At 42.5% G+C, this 26,367-nt stretch carries 27 protein-coding genes; 25 read left to right on the plus strand and 2 right to left on the minus strand.

Annotated elements, in window-relative coordinates:
* Positions 1-108: 108 nt before the first annotated feature.
* The 3 genes from LRR81_RS03780 (at position 109) to LRR81_RS03790 (ending at position 3,408) form a co-directional block, all read left to right on the plus strand.
* Entirely contained in the window at positions 109-699 is a 591-nt protein-coding gene (locus LRR81_RS03780; protein WP_231787949.1) for a genetic competence negative regulator, read from the plus strand.
* A 357-nt stretch (positions 700-1,056) separates the two neighbouring features.
* Positions 1,057-2,328, plus strand: a complete 1,272-nt coding sequence (locus LRR81_RS03785; RefSeq protein WP_231787950.1) for a Glu/Leu/Phe/Val family dehydrogenase — start codon at positions 1,057-1,059, stop codon at positions 2,326-2,328.
* Between the two features lie 105 nt (positions 2,329-2,433).
* Positions 2,434-3,408 carry a YpdA family putative bacillithiol disulfide reductase gene (locus LRR81_RS03790; RefSeq protein ID WP_231787951.1) on the plus strand — a complete coding sequence of 325 codons (975 nt, stop codon included), beginning with the start codon at positions 2,434-2,436 and terminating at the stop codon, positions 3,406-3,408.
* 129 nt (positions 3,409-3,537) lie between these two features.
* Here the strand turns inward: LRR81_RS03790 and LRR81_RS03795 are convergent, their stop codons facing one another.
* The gene (locus LRR81_RS03795) at positions 3,538-4,035 is read right to left on the minus strand and encodes an AAA family ATPase (RefSeq protein ID WP_231787952.1); all 498 of its coding nucleotides are present in this window, start codon (positions 4,033-4,035) and stop codon (positions 3,538-3,540) included.
* Positions 4,036-4,250: 215 nt separating this feature from the next.
* Between LRR81_RS03795 and LRR81_RS03800 the strand changes: the two genes are divergently transcribed.
* The 8 genes from LRR81_RS03800 to fni all read left to right on the plus strand — a co-directional run bounded on the left by LRR81_RS03800 (position 4,251) and on the right by fni (position 12,772).
* On the plus strand, positions 4,251-5,219 hold the full coding sequence (locus LRR81_RS03800; RefSeq protein WP_231787953.1) for an asparaginase: 969 nt from the start codon (positions 4,251-4,253) through the stop codon (positions 5,217-5,219).
* Positions 5,220-5,262: 43 nt separating this feature from the next.
* Positions 5,263-5,916: a glutamic-type intramembrane protease PrsW gene (gene prsW / locus LRR81_RS03805; protein ID WP_231787954.1), complete on the plus strand. Its 654-nt coding sequence runs from the start codon at positions 5,263-5,265 to the stop codon at positions 5,914-5,916.
* Positions 5,917-6,064: 148 nt separating this feature from the next.
* Positions 6,065-6,997 carry a spore cortex-lytic enzyme gene (gene sleB, locus LRR81_RS03810; protein WP_231787955.1) on the plus strand — a complete coding sequence of 311 codons (933 nt, stop codon included), beginning with the start codon at positions 6,065-6,067 and terminating at the stop codon, positions 6,995-6,997.
* A 13-nt stretch (positions 6,998-7,010) separates the two neighbouring features.
* Entirely contained in the window at positions 7,011-8,354 is a 1,344-nt protein-coding gene (ypeB, locus tag LRR81_RS03815) for a germination protein YpeB (protein WP_231787956.1), read from the plus strand.
* A 166-nt stretch (positions 8,355-8,520) separates the two neighbouring features.
* Complete coding sequence (locus LRR81_RS03820; protein WP_231787957.1) at positions 8,521-9,180, plus strand: flagellar brake protein; 660 nt, start codon at positions 8,521-8,523, stop codon at positions 9,178-9,180.
* A gap of 256 nt (positions 9,181-9,436) precedes the next feature.
* Positions 9,437-10,132 (plus strand): (d)CMP kinase, encoded by a 696-nt coding sequence (gene cmk, locus LRR81_RS03825; protein ID WP_231787958.1) that lies wholly within the window; start codon positions 9,437-9,439, stop codon positions 10,130-10,132.
* A 428-nt stretch (positions 10,133-10,560) separates the two neighbouring features.
* A complete protein-coding gene (gene rpsA / locus LRR81_RS03830; protein ID WP_231787959.1) occupies positions 10,561-11,706 on the plus strand; it encodes a 30S ribosomal protein S1 in 1,146 nt (381 codons plus the stop codon).
* A 13-nt stretch (positions 11,707-11,719) separates the two neighbouring features.
* Entirely contained in the window at positions 11,720-12,772 is a 1,053-nt protein-coding gene (fni, locus tag LRR81_RS03835) for a type 2 isopentenyl-diphosphate Delta-isomerase (RefSeq protein ID WP_231787960.1), read from the plus strand.
* Positions 12,773-12,978: 206 nt separating this feature from the next.
* Here fni and LRR81_RS03840 read toward each other — a convergent pair whose 3' ends face one another.
* A complete protein-coding gene (locus tag LRR81_RS03840) occupies positions 12,979-13,110 on the minus strand; it encodes a YpzI family protein (RefSeq protein ID WP_231787961.1) in 132 nt (43 codons plus the stop codon).
* A gap of 269 nt (positions 13,111-13,379) precedes the next feature.
* On the opposite strand from LRR81_RS03840, the gene LRR81_RS03845 reads away from it, so the two are divergent.
* The 14 genes from LRR81_RS03845 (at position 13,380) to LRR81_RS03910 (ending at position 26,148) form a co-directional block, all read left to right on the plus strand.
* Positions 13,380-13,997, plus strand: a complete 618-nt coding sequence (locus tag LRR81_RS03845; protein WP_231787962.1) for a YphA family membrane protein — start codon at positions 13,380-13,382, stop codon at positions 13,995-13,997.
* A gap of 329 nt (positions 13,998-14,326) precedes the next feature.
* Positions 14,327-15,637 carry a ribosome biogenesis GTPase Der gene (gene der, locus LRR81_RS03850; RefSeq protein WP_231787963.1) on the plus strand — a complete coding sequence of 437 codons (1,311 nt, stop codon included), beginning with the start codon at positions 14,327-14,329 and terminating at the stop codon, positions 15,635-15,637.
* Between the two features lie 30 nt (positions 15,638-15,667).
* Positions 15,668-16,705 (plus strand): NAD(P)H-dependent glycerol-3-phosphate dehydrogenase, encoded by a 1,038-nt coding sequence (locus LRR81_RS03855; RefSeq protein ID WP_231787964.1) that lies wholly within the window; start codon positions 15,668-15,670, stop codon positions 16,703-16,705.
* A 357-nt stretch (positions 16,706-17,062) separates the two neighbouring features.
* Positions 17,063-17,266 carry a DUF2768 domain-containing protein gene (locus tag LRR81_RS03860; RefSeq protein ID WP_231787965.1) on the plus strand — a complete coding sequence of 68 codons (204 nt, stop codon included), beginning with the start codon at positions 17,063-17,065 and terminating at the stop codon, positions 17,264-17,266.
* A gap of 13 nt (positions 17,267-17,279) precedes the next feature.
* Entirely contained in the window at positions 17,280-17,999 is a 720-nt protein-coding gene (locus LRR81_RS03865; RefSeq protein WP_231787966.1) for a hypothetical protein, read from the plus strand.
* Between the two features lie 183 nt (positions 18,000-18,182).
* Entirely contained in the window at positions 18,183-19,661 is a 1,479-nt protein-coding gene (gene spoIVA / locus LRR81_RS03870; protein ID WP_231787967.1) for a stage IV sporulation protein A, read from the plus strand.
* A gap of 878 nt (positions 19,662-20,539) precedes the next feature.
* Positions 20,540-20,818: a non-specific DNA-binding protein Hbs gene (gene hbs / locus LRR81_RS03875; protein ID WP_231787968.1), complete on the plus strand. Its 279-nt coding sequence runs from the start codon at positions 20,540-20,542 to the stop codon at positions 20,816-20,818.
* Positions 20,819-21,126: 308 nt separating this feature from the next.
* A complete protein-coding gene (folE, locus tag LRR81_RS03880; RefSeq protein ID WP_231787969.1) occupies positions 21,127-21,693 on the plus strand; it encodes a GTP cyclohydrolase I FolE in 567 nt (188 codons plus the stop codon).
* Positions 21,694-21,776: 83 nt separating this feature from the next.
* A complete protein-coding gene (gene mtrB, locus LRR81_RS03885; protein ID WP_231787970.1) occupies positions 21,777-22,004 on the plus strand; it encodes a trp RNA-binding attenuation protein MtrB in 228 nt (75 codons plus the stop codon).
* 146 nt (positions 22,005-22,150) lie between these two features.
* Complete coding sequence (locus LRR81_RS03890) at positions 22,151-22,957, plus strand: heptaprenyl diphosphate synthase component 1 (RefSeq protein WP_231787971.1); 807 nt, start codon at positions 22,151-22,153, stop codon at positions 22,955-22,957.
* Positions 22,958-22,960: 3 nt separating this feature from the next.
* Positions 22,961-23,671, plus strand: coding sequence for a demethylmenaquinone methyltransferase (locus LRR81_RS03895; protein WP_231787972.1), 711 nt, complete (start codon positions 22,961-22,963; stop codon positions 23,669-23,671).
* Between the two features lie 23 nt (positions 23,672-23,694).
* Positions 23,695-24,657, plus strand: a complete 963-nt coding sequence (hepT, locus tag LRR81_RS03900) for a heptaprenyl diphosphate synthase component II (RefSeq protein ID WP_231787973.1) — start codon at positions 23,695-23,697, stop codon at positions 24,655-24,657.
* Between the two features lie 109 nt (positions 24,658-24,766).
* Positions 24,767-25,213, plus strand: coding sequence for a nucleoside-diphosphate kinase (gene ndk / locus LRR81_RS03905; protein WP_231787974.1), 447 nt, complete (start codon positions 24,767-24,769; stop codon positions 25,211-25,213).
* 164 nt (positions 25,214-25,377) lie between these two features.
* Complete coding sequence (locus LRR81_RS03910; protein WP_231787975.1) at positions 25,378-26,148, plus strand: CheR family methyltransferase; 771 nt, start codon at positions 25,378-25,380, stop codon at positions 26,146-26,148.
* The last annotated feature ends 219 nt before the right edge of the window (positions 26,149-26,367 follow it).

Genomic DNA, 26,367 nt, shown 5'->3' on the forward strand with positions numbered 1-26,367 from the left:
CTATTTTCCACTGTCGTTGTAAACTGTTAACAAATTAAGCGAACCATCTTGCTTGATTAACATACTATAAAACAGGTAAGTTGTGTTTTTACGGCAGGAGGGAACAGGATGCGTCTGGAGCGATTGAACTACAATAAGATCAAGATATTCTTGACAATTGATGATTTAATGGACAGGGGATTGACCAAAGAAGACCTTTGGAAAGATTCCTTTAAAGTGCATCAGCTATTTAAAGATATGATGAATGAAGCGAGTCAAGAACTCGGTTTTGAGGCATATGGCCCAATTGCAGTAGAAGTTTATTCACTCCAGGCACAGGGCATGGTTGTTATCGTGACGAAAAGCACGGATAGCCAGGATGAGGACGATGACGACTATTCTGATGACTATATTGAAATGCAAGTGAAGCTAGATGAAAGCATCGATATCATATATGAATTTGAAACATTCGAGAATTTGATTCAGCTCTCCGCATCTCTATATCAGCAAGGAGTAAAAGGCGGAACAGTCTATTCTTTTAATGGACGCTACTACCTGCTTCTTGATGAACATCAGTCTGTATCAATTGAAACCCTGATTGCCGTGCTTGCGGAATACGGAAGCTCCACTACACTGACTATTCACAGACTTCAGGAATATGGAAAAGAAATTTTTAAAGATCATGCCATTTCCGACATTAAAAAATACTTTTTAAGCTGACCTGCGCAGCTAATTAATCTGCATCTCTGTAAAGGGGTGCTTTTTCATTGCCAAAAAGCAAAGAGGACTATAGGCCTGAACGTAAGACATTGCTTTTCATACAGGTAAAAATACCTTAGAAGCAGAATGCTGGAATATCGGGAAAATTTAGACTTTTCAATAAACGGAGAGCGGCTTAATCAAAGCTGTCCGGTTATATTGCCTTATTCCGGTTCTAGTTGCAATCGCTTACAAATCAAGCCTAAAAATTCAATAAAATCGCGCTTTTTATCTTTGCAGGACACTTTGGAAGGTGTATACTATGTCATGAATGGTGGACACCGACACTAACTTTGATTGATACTAGGAGGTTTACTTATGGTAGCCGAGAAAAACACCGAACAGAACAGAGATAAGCACGATGTGCTGAAATCGACTCAGACGGTGATACATAAAGCCCTCGAAAAATTAGGGTATCCTGAAGAAGTGTATGAATTACTTAAAGAACCTTTGCGCATGATGACAGTTAAAATCCCAGTAAGGATGGACGACGGGTCGGTTAAAATTTTTACAGGCTACCGAGCACAGCACAATGATGCTGTAGGACCGACAAAGGGCGGAATACGATTCCATCCAAATGTAACAGAAAAAGAAGTTAAAGCGCTTTCAATATGGATGAGTCTTAAATGCGGCATTGTTGACCTTCCTTACGGGGGAGGAAAAGGAGGCATTGTCTGCGATCCGCGTGATATGTCCTTCAGAGAACTTGAACGCCTGAGCAGAGGGTATGTCAGGGCAATCAGCCAAATCGTCGGGCCGACAAAAGACATCCCTGCTCCTGATGTATTCACCAATTCTCAAATAATGGCCTGGATGATGGATGAATATTCCAGAATTGATGAATTTAATTCACCTGGATTTATTACTGGAAAGCCGCTTGTACTGGGCGGTTCCCATGGCCGTGAATCCGCTACTGCCAAAGGGGTAACAATCTGCATCCATGAGGCAGCAAAAAAGAAAGGGATCACATTAAAAGGCGCTAGAGTTGTCGTGCAGGGATTCGGTAATGCCGGCAGCTTCCTGTCCAAGTTCATGCATGATGCTGGGGCAAAGGTTGTTGGTATATCAGATGCATATGGCGGCCTTTACGATCCGGAAGGCCTCGATATTGATTATCTGCTTGACCGGAGGGACAGCTTCGGTACAATAACAAAGCTTTTCAATGATACCATTACAAACAAAGAGCTTTTGGAGCTGGATTGCGATATTCTTGTTCCGGCAGCAATTGAAAATCAAATTACAGAAGAAAATGCACATAACATTCGCGCAAAGATTGTGGTAGAGGCGGCAAATGGTCCGACAACCCTTGAAGCAACACAGATACTGACAGATAGAGATATATTGCTTGTACCTGACGTTCTCGCAAGCGCAGGGGGAGTGACCGTATCCTATTTCGAATGGGTGCAGAATAACCAGGGATACTACTGGACAGAAGAAGAAGTCGAAGAAAAACTCGAAAAAGTAATGGTGAAATCATTTTCTAATATTTATGAAACTGCTCAAAACCGCAGAGTTGATATGAGGCTCTCTGCTTATATGGTTGGCGTCAGAAAAATGGCAGAAGCTTCAAGATTCAGAGGCTGGATTTAATACAGACCATTTGCATAGACCGCAAAAATCTCCTATCATTAGATAGGAGATTTTTTTGTTAACGCAAACGTGCAGCTTCATCGGTATAAAGAACGGAGTGGAAAAATGAAAAAAGAAGATGCTGTAATAATAGGCGCCGGTCCTTGCGGGCTTGCGGCAGCCATTGCCCTTCAGGAAATCGGGCTGAACCCTCTTGTAATCGAAAAAGGCAACATTGTAAACGCCATTTACCAGTATCCGACTCACCAGACATTTTTCAGCACAAGCGAAAAACTGGAGATCGGAGATGTAGCTTTTATAACAGAAAACAGAAAACCTGTCAGAAACCAGGCTCTGGCCTATTACAGGGAAGTTGTCAAAAGAAAAAATATACGGGTTCATTCGTTTGAACTTGTGAAAGAAGTAACAAAAGCGGAAGGCACTGATTATAGGATCTCAACTTCAAAAAGGGAGTATGCGTCGCCGTTTGTTGTGGCTGCAACAGGCTACTATGGCCAGCCGAATTACATGAATGTGCCTGGTGAAGACCTGCCGAAGGTATTTCATTATTTTAAAGAAGGCCACCCATATTTTAATCAGGACGTTTTAGTCATTGGAGGGAAAAATTCCAGTGTCGATGCAGCCCTAGAGCTTGTCAAGGCAGGAGCAAGAGTGACGGTCATCTATCGGGGTGCGGAATATTCCCCAAGCGTAAAGCCATGGATTCTTCCGGAATTTGATTCGCTTGTAAGAAACGGAACAATCAAAATGGAGTTCTGTGCAGAAGTGCAGAGAATTACAGAGGACCGTGTGTATTACCGCAGGCAGGATGGAACTGAAGCTGAAGTTAAAAATGACTTTGTGTTCGCTATGACAGGCTATCGCCCTGATCATCAATTTTTAAAAAAGATGAACATTGTAATTGACGAAGCATCAGGACGACCAGTATATAATCCTGACACAATGGAATCTAATTCAGAAGGAATATATATTTCTGGAGTAATAGCAGCAGGAAATAATGCGAATGAAATTTTTATTGAGAACGGGCGCTTTCATGGAGGGTTAATTGCAAAGGACATTGCCCGAAAGCTCGGTCTGTAACTTCAAAATATTTTTTTGTGCAGCCATCGGCAGGTAAAGGAAAAAATGCTTGGAGAATCTGTGTCTCTAAGCATTTGTTACCTGTATCTTTAACATCCTGAGGTTAATTATTCTTTACTGTATTCCCAGTTATTCCTTTTGGCTGAACTCCAAAATATTCAACCCCTCTGATGCTGATGGTGCTTCAAAAAAACTAGTAACATGATTAAACACCGCTTCCGTGTCAAAAGCTGCTCTTTCAGGCTGTTCGCCTCGCCGCCGCGCAATTTGGCGCAGGCATTGCTCATTGCTTAAATTAAGAAAGATCAGCTGATGGCTGGCATTTATTTCTGAGGCTATCTCCAAAATCCACTTTCGCTGTTTAACGGTGTTGCCCGGAAAATCCATTACTGCGTTTGTACCTGTCCTCAATATGTTCTGGACATGCGTTTTCACAAGCGGCTTGAGCTGCGCTGAGTAGTTTAGATAGTCCTCAAAGGCTGTAATCTGATTGGGATAAAGAGAAGAAAGCCATTCATCCTCAGACAGCAGTACCGCTTGTTTATCCTTAGCCAATTGTTTTGATTTAGTTGACTTTCCTGCTCCCATTTTTCCGCAGAAAAAATATAATGTTCCCAATTTATTCATAACGACCACCTGGCTTATTTTAGTTGGTGATTTTTATCATTCAACATAAAGATCCAAAAACCTGCTGGTCACCATGTCAGCTGAAAGCATATATAAGTTATTATTTTTATAAAACAGACCGGTTTTTTTGTTTAAGAGCAGAGAAAAAGGAAGTCCAATCATTTAGGATTATTTGTTATGATAGAAATGACATTGACAAGGAAGCAGGTGTTCTTTTGGAAAAAGTAGTTCTTTTAACAACAGGCGGTACGATAGCGAGCAAGCCGAACACGAGCTCGGGTAAATTAGCATCAGGTGCCATTACGGGTGAAGAGCTTGCAGCAATGTGCAACCTCCCGGATGGAATAGAAGTGATTGTTGACTCTATATTTCAAAAAGCGAGCATACATATAACATTTGATGACCTCACAGCGATGAAACGGAAAATTGAAACCCATTTTCAAGATGCATCGGTCAGCGGCATTGTTGTGACTCATGGTACTGATACCCTTGAAGAAACAGCTTACTTTCTTGATTTAAGCATTTCTGATGAAAGGCCGGTAGTCATTACTGGCTCCCAGAGATCCCCGAATGATCTTGGAAGTGATTCATTTATTAACATCAGGCATGCTATCTATTCAGCCTGCTCTAAGGATTTGCGGAACTCAGGCTGCACTGTAGTGTTTAATGAACGGATTTTTCCAGCAAAATATGTTAAAAAAGAGCATGCTTCCAATATTCAAGGCTTTAACGCCTTTGGGTTCGGTTATCTCGGCATCATTGACAATGATGAAGTTCATGTGTTTCAAAAACCAATCCGCAGGGATTATATTAATTTTGAAAACGACATTCCCCAAGTGGATTTGATCAAGTGTTATATCGGCGCTGACGGTAAATTCATTAAGGCAGCAAGAGAAAGCGGTGCAAAAGGCATTGTAATCGAGGGTGTTGGAAGAGGCCAGGTTGCTCCGGAAATGATGGAGGAAATTGAAAAGGCCATCGCGGATAGCATAAAAATTGTGGTGACCACTTCATCTGAAGAAGGAGCGGTGTACCCAACCTATGATTACAAAGGCAGCGCTTATGATCTCCTGGAAAAAGGGGTCATTCTCGGAAGCGATTATGACAGCAAAAAAGCAAGAATTAAACTTTCATTGCTGCTTGCCTCAGAGAATAAACAAATTGCAGACGCCTTTAAAAAGTAATCTAAGCATGCTGTAAGCCTTATTCAAAAGGAGAATGGACAAGATGATGGAAGCAATCACAGCGGGATTGGCTCCTGGCATTGCACTATTGTGCTACTTTTATTTAAAGGACCGCCTTAATATGGAGCCTCTTCACATGGTGAGCCGTTCCTTCCTGTTTGGCATGCTGATTGTATTTCCAATTATGTTTTTACAATATATTTTTCAAGCGGAAAATGTGATGATGGGACCTTTTCAATATAACTTTATTGCAGCTGGATTATTGGAGGAAAGCTTAAAATGGCTTGTTCTCATATTCGCCGTCTATCATCATCCGCATTTTGATGAGCGCTATGATGGAATCGTATACAGTACCGCTGTTTCCCTCGGATTTGCCAGCTTTGAAAATATTTTTTACCTGTTTGCTAATGGAATACAATATGCCATTGGCAGAGCGCTTTTGCCTGTAACAAGCCATGCTTTGTTTGGTGTTATTATGGGGTACTATCTTGGAAAAGCCAAATTCACAGCACAGGGTAATGAAAAAACTTATTTATTCATTGCCTTGGCAGTCCCTGTCTTTCTTCATGGCACGTATGATTATATTTTGAGTGTTTTCTTGAATTGGACGTTTGTGATCCTGCCTTTTATGGCAGTGCTGTGGTGGTATTCCATGCAAAAAGTAAAAAAAGTGCTGCGGGAACAAGGTGCGCAGTAAAGATGTCTCTTATGGAGGCATCTTTTTTGTTTTTTGCAGCAGCCTCAGGAAATATGATTTCTATGAACTTTTTGATGCTCATGAATAAAATGCCAGTCTCTACAAAAAATACAGCTAACAAAATTCATCCAATGTAGGAGGCAGCAAGATGAAAACTTTGCGAAATGCTTGGAAAGTGCTCTGGATAGCTATCTTCGCTTTCACAGCGATCCAAGCAGTTGCACCTGAAAAATCAGCCAGCGCATTTACCCCGCAAGTCATGCAAAGAGGTTCAACAGGTGATGATGTTATCGAGCTTCAGGCGAGGCTCCAATATATCGGGTACTACCATGGAAAAATTGATGGAGTTTACGGATGGAGCACTTATTGGGCAGTAAGGAAATTTCAAAAACAGTTTGAGCTGAAAGAGCTTGACGGACTGGTTGGATTGGAAACGAAGAAAAAGCTCGTAGATCATTCCAAATTCTATGATAAATTTGTGCATACCCAGCTCCTGAAAGGAAAGGACTTCACCCACTATGGCGGTGTACCGCTAAAACAGCAAACAGGTCCTTCTGCCGCGATGCGGTCTAGAATGAGGCAGAAGCAGCCAAGTGCAAAGCCGGCAAAAGTTGCCGGAAACTCAAGCAATGCCGGTAAGCAAGGGACAAAGAAGAATCAAACGAAAGCACAATCTGAGAAAAAGCAGGCACAGGGAAACACCGCTGTAAATATGCCAGCAGGATTTTCACAGAATGATATTAAATTGATGGCTAATGCCGTTTACGGTGAATCAAGAGGAGAGCCATATATTGGGCAGGTGGCGGTTGCCGCTGTAATTTTGAACAGGGTCGCAAGCTCGAATTTCCCTGATACTGTATCAGGCGTCATATTTGAACCTGGTGCTTTTACGGCTGTGGCAGACGGACAAATTTGGCTGACACCGAATAAACAGGCGAAAAAAGCTGTTGTGGATGCGATTAACGGCTGGGATCCAACCGAAAGTGCGCTTTATTATTTCAACCCGGATACTGCCACCAGCGGATGGATTTGGGGCCGGCCGCAAATTAAACAAATCGGCAAACATATATTTTGCGAATAAGAGGTGAACGGACATGTTTCGAGGAATATTAATCGGATTGCTTGCTATTGCAGTAATTGGAACTTCTTACTGGGGCTATAAAGAACATCAGGAAAAAAATGCTGTCCTGATCCATGCTGAAAACAATTACCAGCGGGCCTTTCACAATCTGACCTTTCAAATGAACCAGCTGCACGATAAAATCGGTACTACACTTGCGATGAATTCAAGAGAATCACTTTCTCCGGCGCTTGCTGAAGTATGGAGAATTACTTCAGAGGCACACAATGATGTAGGGCAGCTGCCCCTTACATTGCTGCCGTTTAATAAAACAGAAGAATTTTTAGCGAATATCGGAGATTTCAGCTACAGAACAGCAGTAAGAGATTTATCAAAAAAACCGCTGTCTGCTGATGAATATGCCACGCTGAAAAATCTCTATGCCAAGTCAGATGATATTCAAGGGGAACTTCGGAACGTGCAGCATAAGGTGATCGACCGAAATCTGCGCTGGATGGACGTTGAACTCGCACTGGCATCTGGAAAAAAACAGGATGATAACACAATTATAGATGGGTTTAAAACAGTCGAGAAAAATGTCAATGCCTACTCAGAAACAGATTTCGGGCCAAGCTTTACCTCCATGAAAGCAAAAAATAAAGATTTCAAACAGCTTAAAGGCAATATGATCTCCGAAAAAGAAGCGAAGAAAAAAGCTCAGGAATTTGCTTCTGAAAAAGTGAAAAACATTAAGGTGGAAAAGAGCGGTAAAGGAGCCATCAATCATTTTTACAGTGTATCCATGTATGATATGAACCACAAAGCAGTGACAACGATGGATATTACTGAAAAAGGCGGGTATCCAATCTGGCTTATGCAAAACAGGGACGTAAAAAAGGCCCGCATCAGTCTTAATGAAGCATCTAACAATGCCATGAAATTTCTAAAGAAGAATGGCTTCAGTGACATGGTGCTTGATGAGAGTGCGCAATATGATAACATCGGCGTTTTCTCCTATGTGCCTGAAGAACATCAGGTGCGAATTTATCCAGACACGCTCAGAGTAAAGGTAGCGCTGGATGATGGGCAGATTATCGGGTTCTCTGCGAAAGATTTTCTAACTTCGCATAAGCTGAGAAACATTCCCAAGCCTGCGATCTCTGTAGAAGAAGCCCGTAAAAAAGTAAATTCTAAAGTTGAGATTCAGGAAGATCAGCTGGCCATCATTACAAACGATCTTGGTGAAGAAGTACTGTGCTACGAGTTCTTGGGAACAATCGAAAACGATACATTCAGAATGTTTATTAATGCAAAAACAGGCATGGAAGAGAAAGTTGAAAAGCTGAAAGATGCGGAACCGATCTACCAGGAAATTTAAATTTATAAAAACTGCTAAAAAAAGGAAAAGGTTATGCTTTTCCTTTTTTCTATTCCGTGTTTAAATAAGAATGGGAGAAAATATAGGTCAAAAGAACTTTTATATTCATTTTGAAACTATAGTACCTGATACCTTTGGCGGATAAGATAAAAGGAAGAGTGATAAGATGATAAACATAGGGGATGTCCTGCTATTAGAAGATATTGAAACGCTCGAAAAATATAGATGCAAAGCAGTTGAAATAACAGAAGAATACCTGTTAATCGATTACCCGATTAATGAAAAAACAGGGAAAACAGCTTTTATAATGAATGGAGCTGAATTTTCTGCTTCTTTTACTGGAAAAGACCAGAATGCCTATGTATTTAAAACAAAGGCGCAAGGAAGAAGGAAAGAAAATATCCCTATGATTGTTCTTGCCTTGCCGGCGAAAGAGGATTACACTAAAATTCAGCGCAGGCAATATGTTCGGATTGAAACTGGAATTAATGCAGCTGTGCACCCTTCCCAAAGCGGTGATTTTCACCCCTTTACGGCCTTGACAATTGATATCAGTGCAGGAGGAGCAGCATTGCGTTTTCCGGAGGATAGCGGCGTTCTGGAAGGCAGTGAAATAGGCATATGGCTTTCGCTTCCTTTTCAAAATGCGGCGAATGAGTATGTTAAAATAAAGGCAAAGGTTATTAGAGTGCTCGACGGCAAGCCTGGATGGAAAAAAGGAATCATTGAATTTCATCATTTATCAGAGCATAGCCGCCAGCTAATCATGAGATTCTGTTTTGATCAGCAGATTCTTTTGAGGAAAAAAGGCATCTATTCTGAATAAATGCCGGGCTAAGACCGCATACTTAAAAAAGCCGGAGCATCGGCTGCTGATCCAGCATGCCAATGCTGCATATACATACAAAACTTAGAAAAAGACGCAGGCTATTGAGCCGGATGCTTTGAGTAATTGAAAGCAAACGCAAATGCCTTCGTCTCTTTCTTTGCAGAGGACAATATCATCAGCCTGCAAAAAATTATAGGGATTAGACAAGCTCCTAGTTTTCATTAGAAAATTTGGGGTAAAGGAGAGATAGATGTTGAGCAGAAAATTATCCATAGCCATCGATGGTCCGGCAGCTGCCGGGAAAAGCACAGTGGCTAAAATCATAGCAGAGGACCTGTCCTATGTTTACATTGATACTGGTGCCATGTACCGGTCATTAACCTACAAGGCGATACAGGATGGGGTCAGTCTTGAAGATGAGCAGGGGCTCTGCCTGCTGCTGTCGGAAATGACGATAAAATTAGTCCCGGGACTTCGCCAAAGCGTTTATATTAATGAAGAAGATGTTACCGAAAAGATTCGGACAGCTGAAGTTACGAATCAAGTATCCATTGCAGCCATGCATGCCGGCGTCCGCGGGGAAATGGTTAAGCGGCAGAGGGAGATGGCTGAAGGAGGCGGCGTTGTAATGGATGGCCGGGATATCGGCACACATGTCCTTCCAGATGCAGACATTAAGATATTTTTGCTTGCATCAGTGGAAGAACGAAGCAAAAGGCGTCATCAGGAAAATATATCAAAAGGTTTTCCGTCAGATCTGGAGCAGCTGAAGCGCGAGATTGCACGAAGAGATCAGCTTGATTCTGAGCGCGAGGTTTCTCCTCTAATAAAAGCCGCAGATGCCATTGAAATAAATACCACATCTTTATCAATAGAAGATGTAGCTGGTAAAATCAAGGCGCTTGTTGTGGAAAAACTCCAGAAGGAAAAAAATGATTTAAAATCCTGAAAAAGGGAAAAAGTTGAGCAGTTTGTATGTTTTTATCTGATATGCCTCAGTCAGAAATGAGAACGTGGTAAAAAAGAATCTTAATTAAGCTTTTTTCCGTCATAGCCCGATTCGGGTGTGAAATGCTAATTCCACAGCCTGTGCAGTTTGGCATTACTCGCTGAGGGAACTGAAGCCCTCGGTGAACATCCGATTATATTCACCATTCACAGTTTAATTTAGGTCTAAAGTTGTAGAAACCCTTCACTGACAGAGCATTCTGACTGTTATTTTAAAAGAGGCTATGCATCTTGAGGGGGACTAAACACTTGACAAAAAGTAGCATTTATTAGAAGTTTAATAAAAGAGAATGTTTATCATTTCATCATTTGCATGAAATGTTTACATAACATTAAGTCGTGCTGGTTTTGACCAAGGAGGTAAATGGAATGGCAGAAGAAATGAACGATGTAGAAGTATTGACACCAGAGGTAGGAGATGTAGTAAAAGGCACTGTTACAAAAGTGGAAGAAAAGCAAGTAATTGTCGAGATAGATAATTGCAAGCACACTGGTATCATTCCCATCAGTGAACTCTCAAGCCTTCATATTGAAAAGGCCTCTGATTCAGTTAAAGAAAATGAAGAATTGGAATTAAAGGTGCAAAAGGTAGAAGAAGAAGCTATCATTCTATCAAAGCGAGCCATTGATGCTGACAAAGCATGGGACGATCTGGAAGAGAAATTCCAATCTAAAGAAGTATTTGAATCTGAAGTGAAAGACGTAGTAAAGGGCGGATTAGTGGTTGATCTGGGCGTCCGCGGATTTATACCGGCTTCATTAGTCGAAACGCATTTTGTAGAAGATTTTTCCGACTATAAAGGCAAAACATTGTCCTTAATGGTTGTTGAACTTGATAAAGAGAAAAACAGGGTGATTTTATCCCACCGTGCAGTTGTAGAAAAAGAGCAGACTGACAAAAAGCAGCAGCTGCTGGATTCAATTCAGGCCGGAGAAGTTCTTGAGGGGACTGTGCAGCGTCTGACTGACTTTGGTGCGTTCGTTGATATCGGCGGTGTTGACGGTCTTGTGCACATCTCCCAGCTTTCCCATACGCATGTAGACAAACCGTCAGATGTAGTGGAAGAAGGCCAGAAGGTGCAGGTGAAAGTGCTGTCTGTTGACAGAGACAACGAAAGAATTTCTCTTTCCATCAAAGAAACACTGCCTGGCCCATGGGCTGACATTTCCAACAAAGTAAAATCCGGTGATGTGCTGGAAGGCGCTGTGAAAAGGCTTGTGAGCTTCGGAGCCTTTGTTGAAATTCTGCCTGGTGTGGAAGGACTTGTACACATCTCCCAAATTTCAAACAAGCACATCGGGACTCCGAATGAAGAGCTTGATGAAGGGCAGACTGTAAAAGTAAAAGTGCTTGATGTTAATGAAAGCGAGCAAAGAATTTCTCTTAGCATCCGCGAGCTTCAAGAAGCTCCTAAAGCTACTGAGAACGATTATAAAAATTATCAGCCGAAAGAAGAATCTTCAGGCTTCCAGCTTGGCGATCTGATCGGCGATCAGTTAAAAAAATTAAAATAGTCTGGTGATGCTGGTGAATAGGGCAAAACGCAAAATGGATCATATTAATCATGCGGTGCAAACGGGCCAAAGCGGTGACAACGGCTTGAATGATGTCCTTTTTGTTCACAACAGCCTGCCGGAATTGTCTGTCAGTCAAATAGAGCTGGATACAAAAATAGGCGAACTTTCTTTAAGTTCGCCTATTTTAATTAATGCTATGACAGGCGGCGGGGGAGCAGAAACGGCAAAAATAAATGAGGAGCTTGCAAAAGTAGCACATGGAGCAGGAATAGGCATGGCTGTGGGCTCCCAAATGTCAGCAATCAAGGACCCTGCTGAACGCAGTACATATGAAATTGTCAGAAAAGTAAACCCCGACGGCATCATTTTTGCTAATTTGGGCAGTGAAGCTACGGTGGAACAAGCTGCGGCAGCTGTAGAAATGATCTCCGCCGATGGCATCCAAATTCATTTAAATGCCGTACAGGAGCTTGTGATGCCCGAAGGAGACCGTTCTTTTACAGGGGCGCTTAAAAGAATTGAGGCGATTGCTTCTGCTCTTGATGTACCGGTTATTGTCAAGGAAGTCGGATTTGGTGTCAGTGCAGAAGCCGCTAAAAAGATGGCAGAAGCAGGAGCTGCAGCTGTTGATATCGGCGGGTACGGCGGCACCAATTTTTCTAAAATTGAAAACATGAGACGGACAAGAAGCATAGCCGCCTTTGACAGCTGGGGCATTCGGACAGCTGCCTCTCTTTGTGAAGTTTCCCAATCATTGAGCAGCACTTCCATTATCGCTTCAGGCGGCATAAAAACATCTATTGATGCTGCAAAAGCAATCGCTCTTGGTGCTTCTGCATGCGGCTTGGCCGGCTTTATGCTCAGCATCCTTCTGAAAGACGGCACAGAAGGGTTAATCAGCGAATTGAACATGCTTCATGAAGAGCTGAAAATGATTATGGCTGCACTTGGGAAAGCTTCCATAGAAGAATTGAGAGAAGCCCCGCTTGTTATAACAGGAGAAACACATCATTGGCTGAATGAAAGAGGTTTTCAGACCTCTTCTTACAGCAGAAGAAGCTAGCAAGCAAAAAGGCACAGGCCGTTTAATCGGCCTGTGCCTTTTTATTAATAGCAGAATTTCCTAAATGCGGTTAGATAGCTGATAGTAAGAAGATGAATTGTCCGCTAGCCCTATTCTTTAGTCACTTTAAAAAGTCCGCCAAAATGCGGTCTTTTCGTTATTTTCCGCAAGCAGCTGCAGTGTTTGAATAAGCGGCATCCACTTTTTTATTTATTCCGTTCTCTTGCTTCTTCAGCACCCTCAAGTGCTGCAGATCCTTTATTCTGTATTGATTGATCACGATCTGATTCTACTCTTTTTTGAGCCTTCAGTTTTTTTTCCTGTCTGTCTTTACCCATTGTAATCCTTCCTTTCTGTTGGTTCTTTGACAAAAGAACTTGTCAGGGCTGAGCAAGCGGCATCCGCTTTTCTAAATTGTCCAGCTCCGGCCGCTAGCCCCTCGAGGTCATAAGCCGCTCATCCAGGGAAAGGAAAGATCGCCTTTCCCCGGCTGATCGTCTTATGCTTGTCGGGGCTGAACGAGCGGCCTCCGCTTTTCTAGGATAGTTTATCCGGTTAAACCTTGCTCATTCAGTCCATAATGGTAAAAGAAATGGAGGAGTACGGAGTGGAGGGCATTCTTTATTATTGGATATTTTGGTGCTGGCTGATTATAGCAGCTTTTCTTTGGCCGAAAGGAACAGAACGAACGATGGCTATTTATTTTATTCTTATAAATTTGGCGAGCAGCCAGTCTTTTGTACATGGAAAGGAAGTGGCTGCAGGGCTTTCTTCCCTTGAAATGTGGGCATTTTCCATGTATTTAACTGCGAGGAACGGATACTTAAAGTCGCCGCGCTTTTTATTGGGTGTATTTGGAATGATGGCTGGCTATGCTGCCATTCAGCTGTTTCAGCTGTTTGATCCCGTCTGGTTTATTGTTGACAAGTTTTATATTCTGCTGATTGTTTTCACAGGGGGATCTCTCTATATCGGAAAAGACTGGATGGAGCGGATGGTGCTTTTTACAGCCGCTATGCTTCAGGGAGAATTTTTGTACTGGGCAGTCATCAGGCATTTTTATGAGGGGCTCTTTATCGGGGGAGCTGATTTCCTGGATTTGTGTGCTTCAGGTACCGCTGTTATTGGAACCTGGACACTGCTTGGAATGGGAGCAGAACTTGTGCGGAAAAGACGGAAGAAAAATACCGGCAGCCAGGATCCTGTGCTCACCCGTTTTCCGTAATGGATTAAGTTGTTTCATCCGGTAAAAACTGATAGAATAAAAAAGCTTAACCCTTCTATAAAGAGGGGTTTCTTTTATGAAGCTGTATTTACTGGGCTGTTCGCTGAAAAGGGACTTAAGCGTATCGCTTAGAAATAAAACTTAAACCTTTATGAAAGCTATAAGCAAAGGGTATAACAAAATAAGCCCTTCTTTAGCGAAAATGAAATAATGCTGCTGACAAGCGTTTATGAATAAGCAAAGAAATTTGCAGGTACAGCAAGAAGACTTGCCTGCTGACAGTGCGTACATAAATAAAAGGCAGATTGAAAAGAAAGGATGCTGGATAAATGGCTAAACCGATTATTGCCATTGTCGGACGCCCGAATGTGGGCAAATCCACAATATTTAACAGGATTGTTGGAGAAAGAGTGTCGATTGTCGAAGATATTCCAGGTGTGACAAGAGACCGAATCTACAGTTCCGGAGAGTGGCTGAACCATGAATTTAATATTATTGATACAGGCGGTATCGAGATTGGGGATGCCCCATTCCTGACACAAATCCGTGAACAGGCAGAGATTGCCATTGATGAGGCAGACGTTATTATCTTTTTGACAAACGGAAGAGAAGGCGTCACATCTGCTGATGAGGAAGTAGCCAAGATTCTATACCGTTCGAATAAACCGGTTGTTCTTGCTGTTAATAAAATTGATAACCCTGATATGAGAACGGATATTTTTGATTTTTATTCACTTGGATTTGGAGAGCCTTTCCCCATTTCAGGATCCCACGGTCTTGGACTTGGTGACCTGCTTGATGAAGCGGCAAGGCACTTCCCTGATACATCAGGCAAGGACTACGATGATGAAATGATTAAATTCTCTCTTATCGGAAGGCCGAATGTCGGCAAATCCTCCCTTGTTAATGCAATCCTTGGCGAAGACAGAGTTATCGTCAGTAACATTGCCGGAACAACGCGGGATGCCATTGATACTGTGTATAAATATAATGGCAGAGAATATGTCATTATTGATACGGCCGGTATGAGGAAAAAAGGGAAGGTTTATGAATCTACAGAAAAATACAGCGTGCTTCGCGCATTAAAGGCGATTGAACGCTCAGATGTTGTCCTTGTTGTTCTGAACGCAGAAGAAGGCATTATTGAGCAGGACAAAAAAATTGCAGGCTATGCCCATGAGGCCGGAAAAGCGGTTGTTATTGCCGTTAATAAATGGGATGCCGTAGAAAAAGACGAAAAAACAATGAAAGCATTCGAACAGAACATCAGAGAGCATTTTCTGTTCCTTGATTATGCACCGATTATTTTTCTATCTGCAATTACTAAGAAAAGAATTCATACAATGATGCCTGAAATCTTGAAAGCTAGTGAAAATCATGCGATGAGGGTTCCGACAACTGTTCTTAACGATGTTATTGCTGATGCTGTTGCAATGAACCCAGCGCCTGCAGATAAGGGGAAACGTCTAAAAGTTTATTACGCTGCACAGGTAGCTGTTAAGCCGCCGACTTTTGTTGTATTTGTGAATGAACCTGAACTGATGCACTTTTCTTACGAACGTTTCTTAGAAAACCGGATCAGGGATGCTTTTGGATTTGAAGGAACCCCGATCAGAGTTATTCCGCGAGCAAGAAAGTAATCAGGATAATATCGGGAAGAGGTGATGGAAATGCAAAAAATTGCAGTTCTTGGAGCTGGCAGCTGGGGCACTGCCCTCGCGATTGTGTTAGCAGATAACCAGCATGAAGTATTGTTATGGGGGCATCGGAAAGAGCTGATTGATGAAATCAACACTTCACGCAGAAACCAGAAGTATCTTCCTGGAATAGATCTTCCTGCAGGCATTACAGGCAGCAGCTCTTTGGAAGAAGCTTTAAAGGATGCAGATGCTGTTATCCTGGCTGTACCTGCAAAGGCGGTTAGAGAAGTGCTTCAGGAAGCTGTCAAGCTGAATCCTGACCCGATGACTGTTGTTCATGTGAGCAAAGGCATTGAACCTGACTCATTAAAAAGGATTTCAGAGATTCTTGAAGAAGAAGTACCTGAAGCCCTTTTAAAGGACGTTGTGGTTCTTTCAGGGCCAAGCCATGCGGAAGAAGTAAGCCGCAGGCATCCGACAACGGTAACTTCTGCTTCGAAGAACATGCAGGCTGCAGAGTATATTCAGGATTTATTCATGAACCAAAACTTCCGGGTCTATACAAACCCTGACGTCATTGGAGTAGAGATTGGCGGAGCGCTGAAAAATATCATTGCACTCGCAGCAGGCATAACGGACGGCCTGGGATACGGCGATAACGCAAAAGCTGCTTTAATGACAAGAGGCCTTGCTGAAATAGCAAGGGTCGGCAGCAGCATGGGGGCAAACCCGCTGACATTCTCAGGTCTGACAGGAATAGGCGACTTGATTGTTACCTGTACAAGTGTCCATTCCCGGAATTGGCGGGCAGGCAATATGCTTGGAAAGGGCAAGCAGCTTGAAGAAGTTCTTGAGGAGATGGGGATGGTTGTGGAAGGGGTCAGAACCACCAAGGCCGCTTACCAGCTTTCACAAAAATATGACGTGAAAATGCCGATTACAGCTGCCCTATATCAAGTTCTCTTCAGCGGAGAAAGCCCGAAAGAAGCTGTTGATTCCCTAATGTCGAGAGTAAGAACGCACGAAATGGAGGATCTCATAAATATTGTCGGCGAGCGGTCAGAGTGACAAGTGACCATAAGTTCACCGCAGGCATATGATATCTTGAGTTTCTCGAATGAAAGTTGAAAAAGTTTTAAAAAGCGGCTAAAAGTTCTTCTGCAATTCTTAAACATGCTTTAAACTAGGCATTAGAGGATGCAAAAACAGTTTAGTCCGCATAATATGCATCGTACAATAGAGAGGTGTCCTGTTCGATAGGGTAAAATTAGTCGCTTTTTAGAGCTGAAGTAAAGCTGCCCCCTCTTTACTTCAGTTTTTTACATCCAGAAGCTTGCTGCTATGCTTTTTCAGGCAATAGAGGACAAGCGCTTCATCAAAATGTAAACGTTGACAAATGAGGTTATTCTGAATGGAGGGATCTGGTTGTCTCCGGCGCTGGTAAAAATGTGGATTGCTCTTTCGTCCATGGTCTTTATGTTTATTGCTGTCTTTTTTATTTATTTCAGCCGTTACAAACTGAATAATAAGCCATTGAAAATGATATTTTCATCTGCAGCCTACATATTTTTAGTTTTTGCAGGTCTGATTATCCTGTTTGTTGTGTTTACAGGACCTGTCAATGAGTAAGGGGAATTCTGCTATGAAAAAACTTTTGCCCATCCTTCTCCTGATGTTCTGCATTCCGTGGCTTGGCGGCTGCATGTACCCTGAAGGCAGGCTTGCTGCCAATCAGGTGCCGTACGAAAGCCAGATGGAAAGCGTACAAAAGGCCATTGAACAGTTTCAAAAGGATAATGGCGGCATCCTTCCTATTAAGACAAGAAATATGAAAACACCAATCTATCAAAAATATCCAATCGACTTTAACCGGCTGATCCCAAAATATTTGCCTGATGCTCCCGGCAACGCCTATGAAAGCGGGGGGAATTATTTATATGTGCTGCTTCATGCCGAGAAAAAGCCCGAAGTGAAGCTCATTGATCTCAGGACATCTGAAACAATCAGAGATCTTAAAATAAGGCTTGCCGCATATATGGAATCAAACGGCTATCCTCCGTACAGCAAAGTCCTTTCCGATAAAGTGTACAGCCTTGATTTTAAGGAGCTTGGCTATCAGTCGCCGCCTCAGGCTGTCAGTCCTTATTCTGGCGTTTATATGCCGATTGTGATTGATAACAAAGGCAATCTCTATGCAGACTATTCTGTTGATCTAGCCAAAGCTTTGAAAGAAAGCGGGACCCATCCGAAAAATGGAGAAGATATAAGGGATCTCCTTGCGGAAAAGTCTCCTTTTGTGCCTGCCTTTTCGATGCCTTACACCGTCAATAAGGACAATGAGCCAATTTTTATGATTCAATAAGTCATGAACCCTTCTTTCAGAAAATAAACTCAGAAAGAAGGGTTTTTTATTTTCTCAAAATGAAAAAAATAGAAAATTTTTCATTGATGGTTATAAATAATTGGGACAACGTCATACACATATAGTGTCCTGGATAAAAGAACACGGAAAATCCCAAGAAACAGTTGATCGGGAGGGGATCACTTGGAAAAGGTAGATATTTTTAAAGACATCGCTGAACGGACCGGCGGCGATATATATCTCGGAGTAGTTGGAGCGGTAAGAACAGGCAAATCTACTTTTATCAAAAAGTTCATGGAGCTTGTTGTGCTTCCGAACATTGATAATGAAGCAGACAAAGCAAGAGCGCAAGATGAACTGCCTCAAAGTGCTGCAGGAAAAACCATTATGACAACAGAACCGAAATTTGTCCCTAACCAGGCTGTGAGTGTGCATGTAGGGGAAGGGCTTGATGTGAACATCCGCCTTGTTGACTGTGTGGGGTATACCGTTCCGGGAGCGAAAGGGTATGAGGATGAAAATGGCCCCCGTATGATTAACACTCCTTGGTATGAAGAGCCGATCCCGTTCCACGAAGCAGCTGAAATCGGAACGAGAAAAGTGATTCAGGAGCATTCCACAATCGGTGTAGTCATCACAACAGACGGATCAATCGGTGAAATTCCCCGTTATGATTATATTGAAGCAGAAGAGCGCGTGATTGATGAGCTGAAGGAAGTCGGCAAGCCGTTTATTATGATTATAAACACTGTACAGCCGTATCACCCGGATACTGAGCTCCTAAAGCAGCAGCTGAATGAAAAATATGATATCCCTGTCCTTGCCATGAGTGTTGAAAGCATGAGAGAGTCAGATGTCATGAGTGTCCTCAGAGAATCACTGTATGAGTTTCCTGTCCTTGAAGTAAACGTTAACCTTCCGAGCTGGGTAATGGTCTTAAGGGAGAACCACTGGCTCAGGGAGAGCTACCAGGAGGCTGTGAAAGACACTGTAAAGGACATCAAGCGCCTTCGCGATGTGGACCGTGTTGTCGGCTCATTCAGCGAATTTGACTTTATTGAGCGCGCGAGTCTTGCTGGCATAGAAATGGGCCAGGGAGTAGCTGAAATTGATCTGTATGCGCCGGATAATTTATATGATGAAATTTTAAAAGAAGTGGTCGGAGTGGAAATCAGGGGCAAGGATCACCTGCTGCAGCTCATGCAGGATTTTGCTTACGCGAAATCAGAATATGACCAGGTTTCAGATGCTCTCCGCATGGTTAAACAAACGGGATACGGCATCGCTGCCCCTGCACTGTCTGATATGAGCCTTGATGAACCGGAGATTACACGGCACGGCTCCCGCTTTGGGGTAAGATTAAAAGCAGTGGCTCCTTCGATCCATATGATTAAAGTGGATGTAGAATCAGAGTTTTCTCCTATTATCGGCACTGAAAAACAAAGTGAAGAGCTTGTCCGCTACCTGATGCAGGATTTTGAGGACGATCCTCTTTCCATCTGGAATTCCGATATTTTTGGAAGAAGTCTGAGCTCCATCGTCAGGGAAGGAATTCAGGCAAAGCTTTCGCTCATGCCTGAGAATGCCAGATATAAGCTGAAGGAAACACTTGAAAGAATTATTAACGAAGGATCCGGCGGCCTGATTGCCATCATCCTTTAATAACAAGCGGCTCTTGGAATGACCAGCATTCCAGGAGCCGTTTTTATATTATATGGCAAGCTGATTAGTCAAAACAGCTTGTAACCGGCTTTTGGTTCAATTAAAAAACTGGGAATAAAGCCGTTTTGGAGATTGGCCAGTAAAGCAGCTGTTTTGGCAGTTAATGATGAAAATCCGCCAGTAAAGGGAGCGTTTCCGCCTGTTGAAGGGCTGAACTGGACAATAAAGAGGTCATTTTGGACAGTAAAAAATAAAATAACTCATAATAATATTATGGTTAACCTACCTTTATCCTTCTAAATTACAAAAAGAACATATCCCCTGATAATCCGCATGACACCCTTCGGAAAGAGGCCGCTTCTTAAACTTTCCTAAGAATAGCTTAATATTTAAAAAAGAAAGCTCCCTAGTAAAAAAAGCCTGCCCAATAATCAGAAAAATGTCTTTTTCGACAGCAGGGACGAAAAAACCGTGAAACGGCCGAATGATATTTACAAGTCCGGAACGCAATGTTACCATACGATTCCAAGCAGCCGGGCTTTCTTATGACTCGGAGAGGACATCCTGCCGGTTTTTTGGAGAAATCACCTCAGGAAGCCTGATAAATTAAGCTTTTCTGTGCATTTATAGTTGCTATGGCTTTTTTGTTGTGATAATCTACTAACAGGTTAGGAGCAAATTTTCTCTCAACTGGTCAAATATCCCTAAAAAAGCGCTTAATATCACGGAAAATGATTGAATTATGCAGTGTTATCCGTTAATATTAGCGTGAAAACAGTAAAACGCTTGCTTTTATGTATAGAACAAGCGATTTCTGTGAAGAAATGGAAGTAACAGAGTCCCTGTTATCTCATACTCCTTGGGAGGAGGTGAAAGGCATGAACAAAACAGAACTTATTAATGCTGTAGCTGAAGCTGGAGAACTTTCCAAAAAAGATGCAACTAAAGCTGTAGATGCGGTTTTCGATACAATTTTAGACGCACTGAAAAGCGGAGACAAGATTCAGTTGATTGGTTTCGGTAACTTCGAAGTTCGCGAACGTGCAGCCCGTAAAGGACGCAACCCGCAAACAGGCGATGAAATCGAAATTCCTGCTAGCAAGGTGCCTGCATTCAAACCAGGTAAAGCGCTTAAAGACGCTGTAGCTGGAAAATAATCAGAAGTGAAAAAGAATCTTTTCTTTTTCAGTGTATAATTACATACACATTTCTTCACAGAGAGCCCCTTATTTTTGAGGGGCTTTTCTTTTCGCATTTTTTGAAGCGGAACGGCGTCTGCTAGGGTTAAAGAGCCGGCGTTCAGGGTGTATGGATTTAGAGGGCGCTTGTTCAGGCATGGACCTGCATTCGGCAAAGAAAAGAACATGGCAGAAAAAGCAGCTTCGGCACACAGAGCTTTTGCTTTTAGCCTTCAGAATATGCTAGAATCTGTATCAAATGTAACTCTTACCAGGAGGCTTATGGAATGAACGAAGTAAACATCCAGAAAATTGAAGAAGCAGTAAAAAACATCTTGGAAGCAATCGGGGAAGATCCTTCCCGTGAAGGGTTAATAGATACGCCAAAACGGGTAGCAAAAATGTATCAGGAAGTTTTCTCAGGTCTTGGCGAAGATCCTTCTGATCATTTTAAAACCATTTTTGGAGAAGATCACGAAGAGCTTGTACTGGTAAAGGAAATTCCTTTTTATTCTATGTGTGAGCATCATTTAGTGCCTTTCTTTGGCCATGCACACGTTGCATACATACCCCGCGGAGGCAAAGTTACCGGTCTTAGCAAAATTGCGCGGGCTGTTGAAGCTGTTGCCAAAAGACCGCAGCTTCAGGAAAGAATCACCTCTTCTATAGCCGAAAGCCTTCTTCACTCACTCGATCCACACGGTGTTATGGTTGTCATTGAGGCAGAGCATATGTGCATGACGATGAGAGGCGTAAAGAAGCCAGGATCAAAAACCGTTACTTCTGCCGTACGCGGTGTTTTTGCCAATGATGCAGCTGCCAGAGCTGAAGTAATGTCCCTAATAAAAAAATAAGCTGTGCGGCACCAAAATTATGATTAGCTTTTCAAGATAACCTACAATGGCTAAAAGCCAATAAAATACAAGCAGGTGACTCAATGTCAAAAGAATCAAGTGAATACGTGGTTATAAAAGCAGCAGAAGACGGTGTGCATGTTATCGGTCTCACAAGAGGGTCTGATACAAGATTTCACCATTCAGAAAAACTGGACAAAGGCGAAGTAATGATTGCCCAGTTTACAGAACATACTTCTGCTATTAAAGTCAGAGGAAAGGCTGTTATCCAGACAAGCTTTGGAGAAATAGAGAGCGAAGCAAGAAAATAGAGCGGCCGGTCTCCTGCCTTTCATGCATGATATGCTAAATTGTTCAGCAGAGTATGGTATAATGATGGTTGTATATTAAGCTCGGACGGAACAGTTTAACAGGCTTCAACGATATTGGATCCTATTCGGGAACAAGGGTGATTTCATTGCAAGACATCTATGGACCATTGGAAAAATTAAAACAACAACTGCAAAAGAAGCTGACTCATCCCTATTTGGCGAAGTTTCTGCCTTCGCCTGTAATAGATGAGGACAAGCTTTTGCTTTTTTATGCCATATTGGATCAAGTCCCTCTCAAAGAGGAGCAAAAAAGCAATTATGTGCTGACTGCAATGCTTGTGCAAATTGCCCTTGATACCCATGATGATGTATCAACTCTTCCTCATATTGAACAGCAGGAATTTGTCCAGCGCCAATTGACAGTGCTTGCTGGAGATTACTTCAGCGGACTTTATTATTCTCTGCTTTCCGATATGAAGGATATCAAGATGATCCGGACGCTTGCTACAGCCATCAGAGAGATCAATGAGCAGAAAATCCGTCTGTACGAAAATTCAATAGAAGGAATAGAAGACGCAGTTGAGAGTATTACAACAGTAGAAACTGCGCTTTTCAGAAGAGTATCTGAGCATTTTGGAATTGATATGTGGAAGGTGTTCTCTGAAAAGTTCCTTGCTTACAAACGGATGTCAGCCGAGAAAAAACGATATGAGCTTGGTTTGCCGGCCATCATGAGAAAGACCGACAGAAAGAAAAGGAATTTCTCTGCCTTCGAAGCTTCTGCAGGCATGCTGAAAGAATTTTGCAACCGCTACTTCGAGGAATCGGTTTCGCTGATGGATAAAGGATTGACTTGCTCGCCTTCTCTTAAAGCCGCCTTTCTTTCAAGGCTGCATTCCATGCGCTACCATGAAGATCCGGCGTACCATAAGCTAGCGGAAGAAGGGTTATAAATCATGCAGCAATCCAAGGAAGAAAAAGTACATGGAGTGTTCCAAAAAATTTCAGGCCAGTATGACAAGATGAATTCGGTTATCAGCTTTAAGCAGCATCTTGCCTGGAGAAAAGAAACAATGAAAAGAATGAAGGTTCATAACGGAGCGGTGGCGCTGGATGTGTGCTGCGGCACAGGCGACTGGACGCTCGCGCTTGCTGAAGCTGCAGGAAGCAGCGGCAGGGTCGCAGGCCTTGATTTCAGCAGCAACATGCTTTCAGTGGCCCAAAAAAAGGTGGCAGACAGCGACTATAAAGAGATCGAACTCGTTCAGGGGAATGCTATGGAGCTTCCGTTTGAAGATAACACGTTCGATTTTGTCACCATTGGTTTCGGTCTCCGGAATGTGCCTGATTATATGACAGTGCTAAAGGAAATGACCCGGGTAGCAAAGCCAGGCGGAAAAGTGGTCTGCCTTGAAACATCTCAGCCGACATTGCCGGTTTTTAAACAGGGGTACTTCATCTATTTCAGATATATCATGCCGCTGTTCGGTAAAGTCTTTGCTAAAAGCTTTCAGGAATATTCCTGGCTGCAGGAATCAGCACGTGATTTCCCAGACAGCAAAAAACTTGCCCGTATGTTCGAAGATGCCGGATTGGCTGATGTTGAGGTTAAGCCCTTTACAGGCGGGGTTGCAGCCATGCATTTGGGCAGAAAGCCAGTACAATGAAATGAAGAGTGTTGGTGAATGCGATGAAATTTAAAAGTTTGTATTCATTCTTGAATGCTGACATTGATTTGATTGAAAAAGATCTTGAAGAGATCGTTCAATCTGAATACGACCTGATCAGCCAGGCAGGTTTGCACTTGCTTCAGGCAGGCGGGAAGAGAATCAGGCCCGTATTTGTTCTACTGTCAGCGATGTTCGGTAACTATGACATACAGAGAATTAAATATGTGGCTGTTTCACTTGAACTCATACATATGGCTTCGCTTGTACACGATGATGTGATTGATGATGCGGAGCTTAGAAGAGGAAAACCAACAATAAAGGCAAAGTGGGATAACAAAATTGCCATGTATACAGGAGACTACCTGTTTGCCAGATCCCTGGAATACATGACCAATATTGATAGCAGCACGGCTCACAAAATTTTGTCAAATACCATCGTAGAGGTATGCCTTGGCGAGATTGAACAGATTAAGGACAAGTACAGATACGATCAGAATCTGAGAACCTATTTAAAGAGGATTAAAAGGAAAACAGCACTTTTGATAGCTGTAAGCTGCCAGCTTGGTGCTGTGGCTTCAGGAGCAGATGAACAGCTTCATAAAAAGCTGTATTGGTTCGGGTATTATGTTGGCATGTCCTATCAGATTATTGATGATATCCTCGACTTTACTTCAACGGAAAAAGCACTTGGCAAGCCAGTAGGCAGCGACCTCCTGCAGGGCAATATTACCCTCCCCGTGCTTTACGCAATGAATGACAGCAAACTCCGCGAACAAGTATTAAAAGTCAGCAGCGATAGTAATCCAGAAGGTATTAAGCCTCTGATAGAAGGCATAAAAAAATCAGGAGCGATTGAGCAATCCTTCTCGGTGAGCAACCGCTACCTTGATAAAGCATTGGCTATTTTAAAAGAACTGCCGAAGGGCCAGGCAAGAACAGCGCTCGGTTCTATAGCTAAATATATCGGGAAAAGAAAATCCTAAGCCCTTTCATAAAACAGGACCGCCACATTATTGCAATAAATGCAATTAAATGGTACGATTTTTAACGGGGTTGTGAAATCCTTTACATAATCGACGGGGTGGGATACATATGGAAAAGACATTTCTGATGGTGAAACCCGATGGTGTACAGCGTCAGCTGATCGGGGAAATTTTAGGAAGAATTGAAAGAAAGGGCTTTCAATTGGTCGGAGCAAAGATGATGACCATTTCACGCGAGCTTGCTGAAGAGCACTATGGCGAGCATAAAGAACGTCCTTTCTTTGGAGAGCTTGTCAGCTTTATCACATCCGGACCTGTTTTTGCTATGGTTTGGGAAGGGGAAAATGTGATCGAAGTAACGCGCCAAATGATGGGGAAAACGAATCCGAAAGAAGCTCTTCCGGGAACGATCCGAGGCGACTATGGCATTATTGTAGGAAAAAACATCATTCACGGTTCTGATTCACCGGAAAGCGCTGAAAGAGAGATCGGTCTATTCTTCCAGGAAAATGAATTATCATCATACGAACAGCATATCAGCAAGTGGATTTACTAAAATGCAGACCAGCCATCCGGCTGGTTTTTATTTTTGTTTTAAGTGAAGAAGGCATAGCTAAAGAAGAGGGTTCTCCGCTGCCCGCGGCAATCCAATAAAGACAGTGGCAGGAGTATGAGATATACTGAAAATGTTAAACTTTATCGGTACTGGGAGAAATGTCTATGGATGATTATTCGCTGTTTGTAAAAAATATCAAAAAAAAGACAGGCATCGACTTGTCTCTTTATAAAGAAGCGCAAATGAAGAGAAGGCTCGCCTCTCTGCTTCAAAAGAGGGGTTATGATGGATTTTCATCTTACCAGGAGGCTTTACTAAAGGACGGACAGCTGCTTGCGGAATTTCTCGATAGAATGACCATTAATGTTTCAGAGTTTTTCCGCAATAAGAAAAGGTGGGACATTTTTGAATCAGAAATTCTTCCAGAGCTGCTTCGGGGCCGGAGCTTTAAGGCGTGGAGTGCGGCATGCTCGACAGGGGAGGAGCCTTACACAATGGCAATGATTCTCAGCAGCCATTTTCCTGCAGGATCGTACAAGCTTCTGGCAACAGATCTTGATGAAAATGCGATCGCGAGGGCTAAGCTTGGCTTGTATTCAGAGCGGTCTCTGGCGGAAGCACCTAAAGAAATGATTAACCGTCATTTTATTAAAAAGGAAGAGCTTTACGAAGTAAAGGATAGTATTAAGAATCAAGTGCTGTTTCGAAAGCAAAATCTCCTGTCAGATGCTTTTGAAAAAGATTTTGATTTAATTGTGTGCCGCAACGTGCTTATTTATTTTACCGAACAGGCAAAAGAGTCGCTGTATAAAAAGTTCAGTGATGCATTAAAACCGGGCGGTATTCTTTTTGTCGGCAGCACAGAACAGATTTTTCATCCTGAAAAGTATGGTTTGGAGCCGGCTGACACGTTTTTTTACCGGAAAATGATGTAGCAGCTCAAAAGCGGTTTGAACAGTAAAAGACATAAAACGGCCAGTAAACTCAGGGTTTTCGCCATTAGTGGCTGTGTTTTGGACAGTAAATGAAAAGCCGGCTTCATTTTTTTCTGTATTGGCAGAGGGGGAAAGTTAGTTTTATCGTTAAAAAACTAACTTTTTCTGATTTTAACCGGAATGAATGAAGAGAGCAGGATTATAAAATGACTATAACAA

The organism is Metabacillus kandeliae, assembly GCF_021166585.1.
Taxonomy (GTDB): domain Bacteria; phylum Bacillota; class Bacilli; order Bacillales; family Bacillaceae; genus Metabacillus_B; species Metabacillus_B kandeliae.

Bases quoted from the DNA above. Each gene is read 5' to 3' on its own strand.
- sleB (WP_231787955.1), top strand. From the start codon at position 6,065: ATGAAAACTTTGCGAAATGCTTGGAAAGTGCTCTGGATAGCTATCTTC.
- hepT (WP_231787973.1), top strand. From the start codon at position 23,695: ATGAAATTTAAAAGTTTGTATTCATTCTTGAATGCTGACATTGATTTG.
- LRR81_RS03785 (WP_231787950.1), top strand. From the start codon at position 1,057: ATGGTAGCCGAGAAAAACACCGAACAGAACAGAGATAAGCACGATGTG.
- LRR81_RS03855 (WP_231787964.1), top strand. From the start codon at position 15,668: ATGCAAAAAATTGCAGTTCTTGGAGCTGGCAGCTGGGGCACTGCCCTC.
- hbs (WP_231787968.1), top strand. From the start codon at position 20,540: ATGAACAAAACAGAACTTATTAATGCTGTAGCTGAAGCTGGAGAACTT.
- folE (WP_231787969.1), top strand. From the start codon at position 21,127: ATGAACGAAGTAAACATCCAGAAAATTGAAGAAGCAGTAAAAAACATC.
- LRR81_RS03820 (WP_231787957.1), top strand. From the start codon at position 8,521: ATGATAAACATAGGGGATGTCCTGCTATTAGAAGATATTGAAACGCTC.
- LRR81_RS03790 (WP_231787951.1), top strand. From the start codon at position 2,434: ATGAAAAAAGAAGATGCTGTAATAATAGGCGCCGGTCCTTGCGGGCTT.
- rpsA (WP_231787959.1), top strand. From the start codon at position 10,561: ATGGCAGAAGAAATGAACGATGTAGAAGTATTGACACCAGAGGTAGGA.
- ypeB (WP_231787956.1), top strand. From the start codon at position 7,011: ATGTTTCGAGGAATATTAATCGGATTGCTTGCTATTGCAGTAATTGGA.
- LRR81_RS03795 (WP_231787952.1), bottom strand. From the start codon at position 4,035: ATGAATAAATTGGGAACATTATATTTTTTCTGCGGAAAAATGGGAGCA.
- LRR81_RS03895 (WP_231787972.1), top strand. From the start codon at position 22,961: ATGCAGCAATCCAAGGAAGAAAAAGTACATGGAGTGTTCCAAAAAATT.
- mtrB (WP_231787970.1), top strand. From the start codon at position 21,777: ATGTCAAAAGAATCAAGTGAATACGTGGTTATAAAAGCAGCAGAAGAC.
- ndk (WP_231787974.1), top strand. From the start codon at position 24,767: ATGGAAAAGACATTTCTGATGGTGAAACCCGATGGTGTACAGCGTCAG.
- LRR81_RS03780 (WP_231787949.1), top strand. From the start codon at position 109: ATGCGTCTGGAGCGATTGAACTACAATAAGATCAAGATATTCTTGACA.
- LRR81_RS03910 (WP_231787975.1), top strand. From the start codon at position 25,378: ATGGATGATTATTCGCTGTTTGTAAAAAATATCAAAAAAAAGACAGGC.
- der (WP_231787963.1), top strand. From the start codon at position 14,327: ATGGCTAAACCGATTATTGCCATTGTCGGACGCCCGAATGTGGGCAAA.
- LRR81_RS03865 (WP_231787966.1), top strand. From the start codon at position 17,280: ATGAAAAAACTTTTGCCCATCCTTCTCCTGATGTTCTGCATTCCGTGG.
- prsW (WP_231787954.1), top strand. From the start codon at position 5,263: ATGATGGAAGCAATCACAGCGGGATTGGCTCCTGGCATTGCACTATTG.
- LRR81_RS03840 (WP_231787961.1), bottom strand. From the start codon at position 13,110: ATGGGTAAAGACAGACAGGAAAAAAAACTGAAGGCTCAAAAAAGAGTA.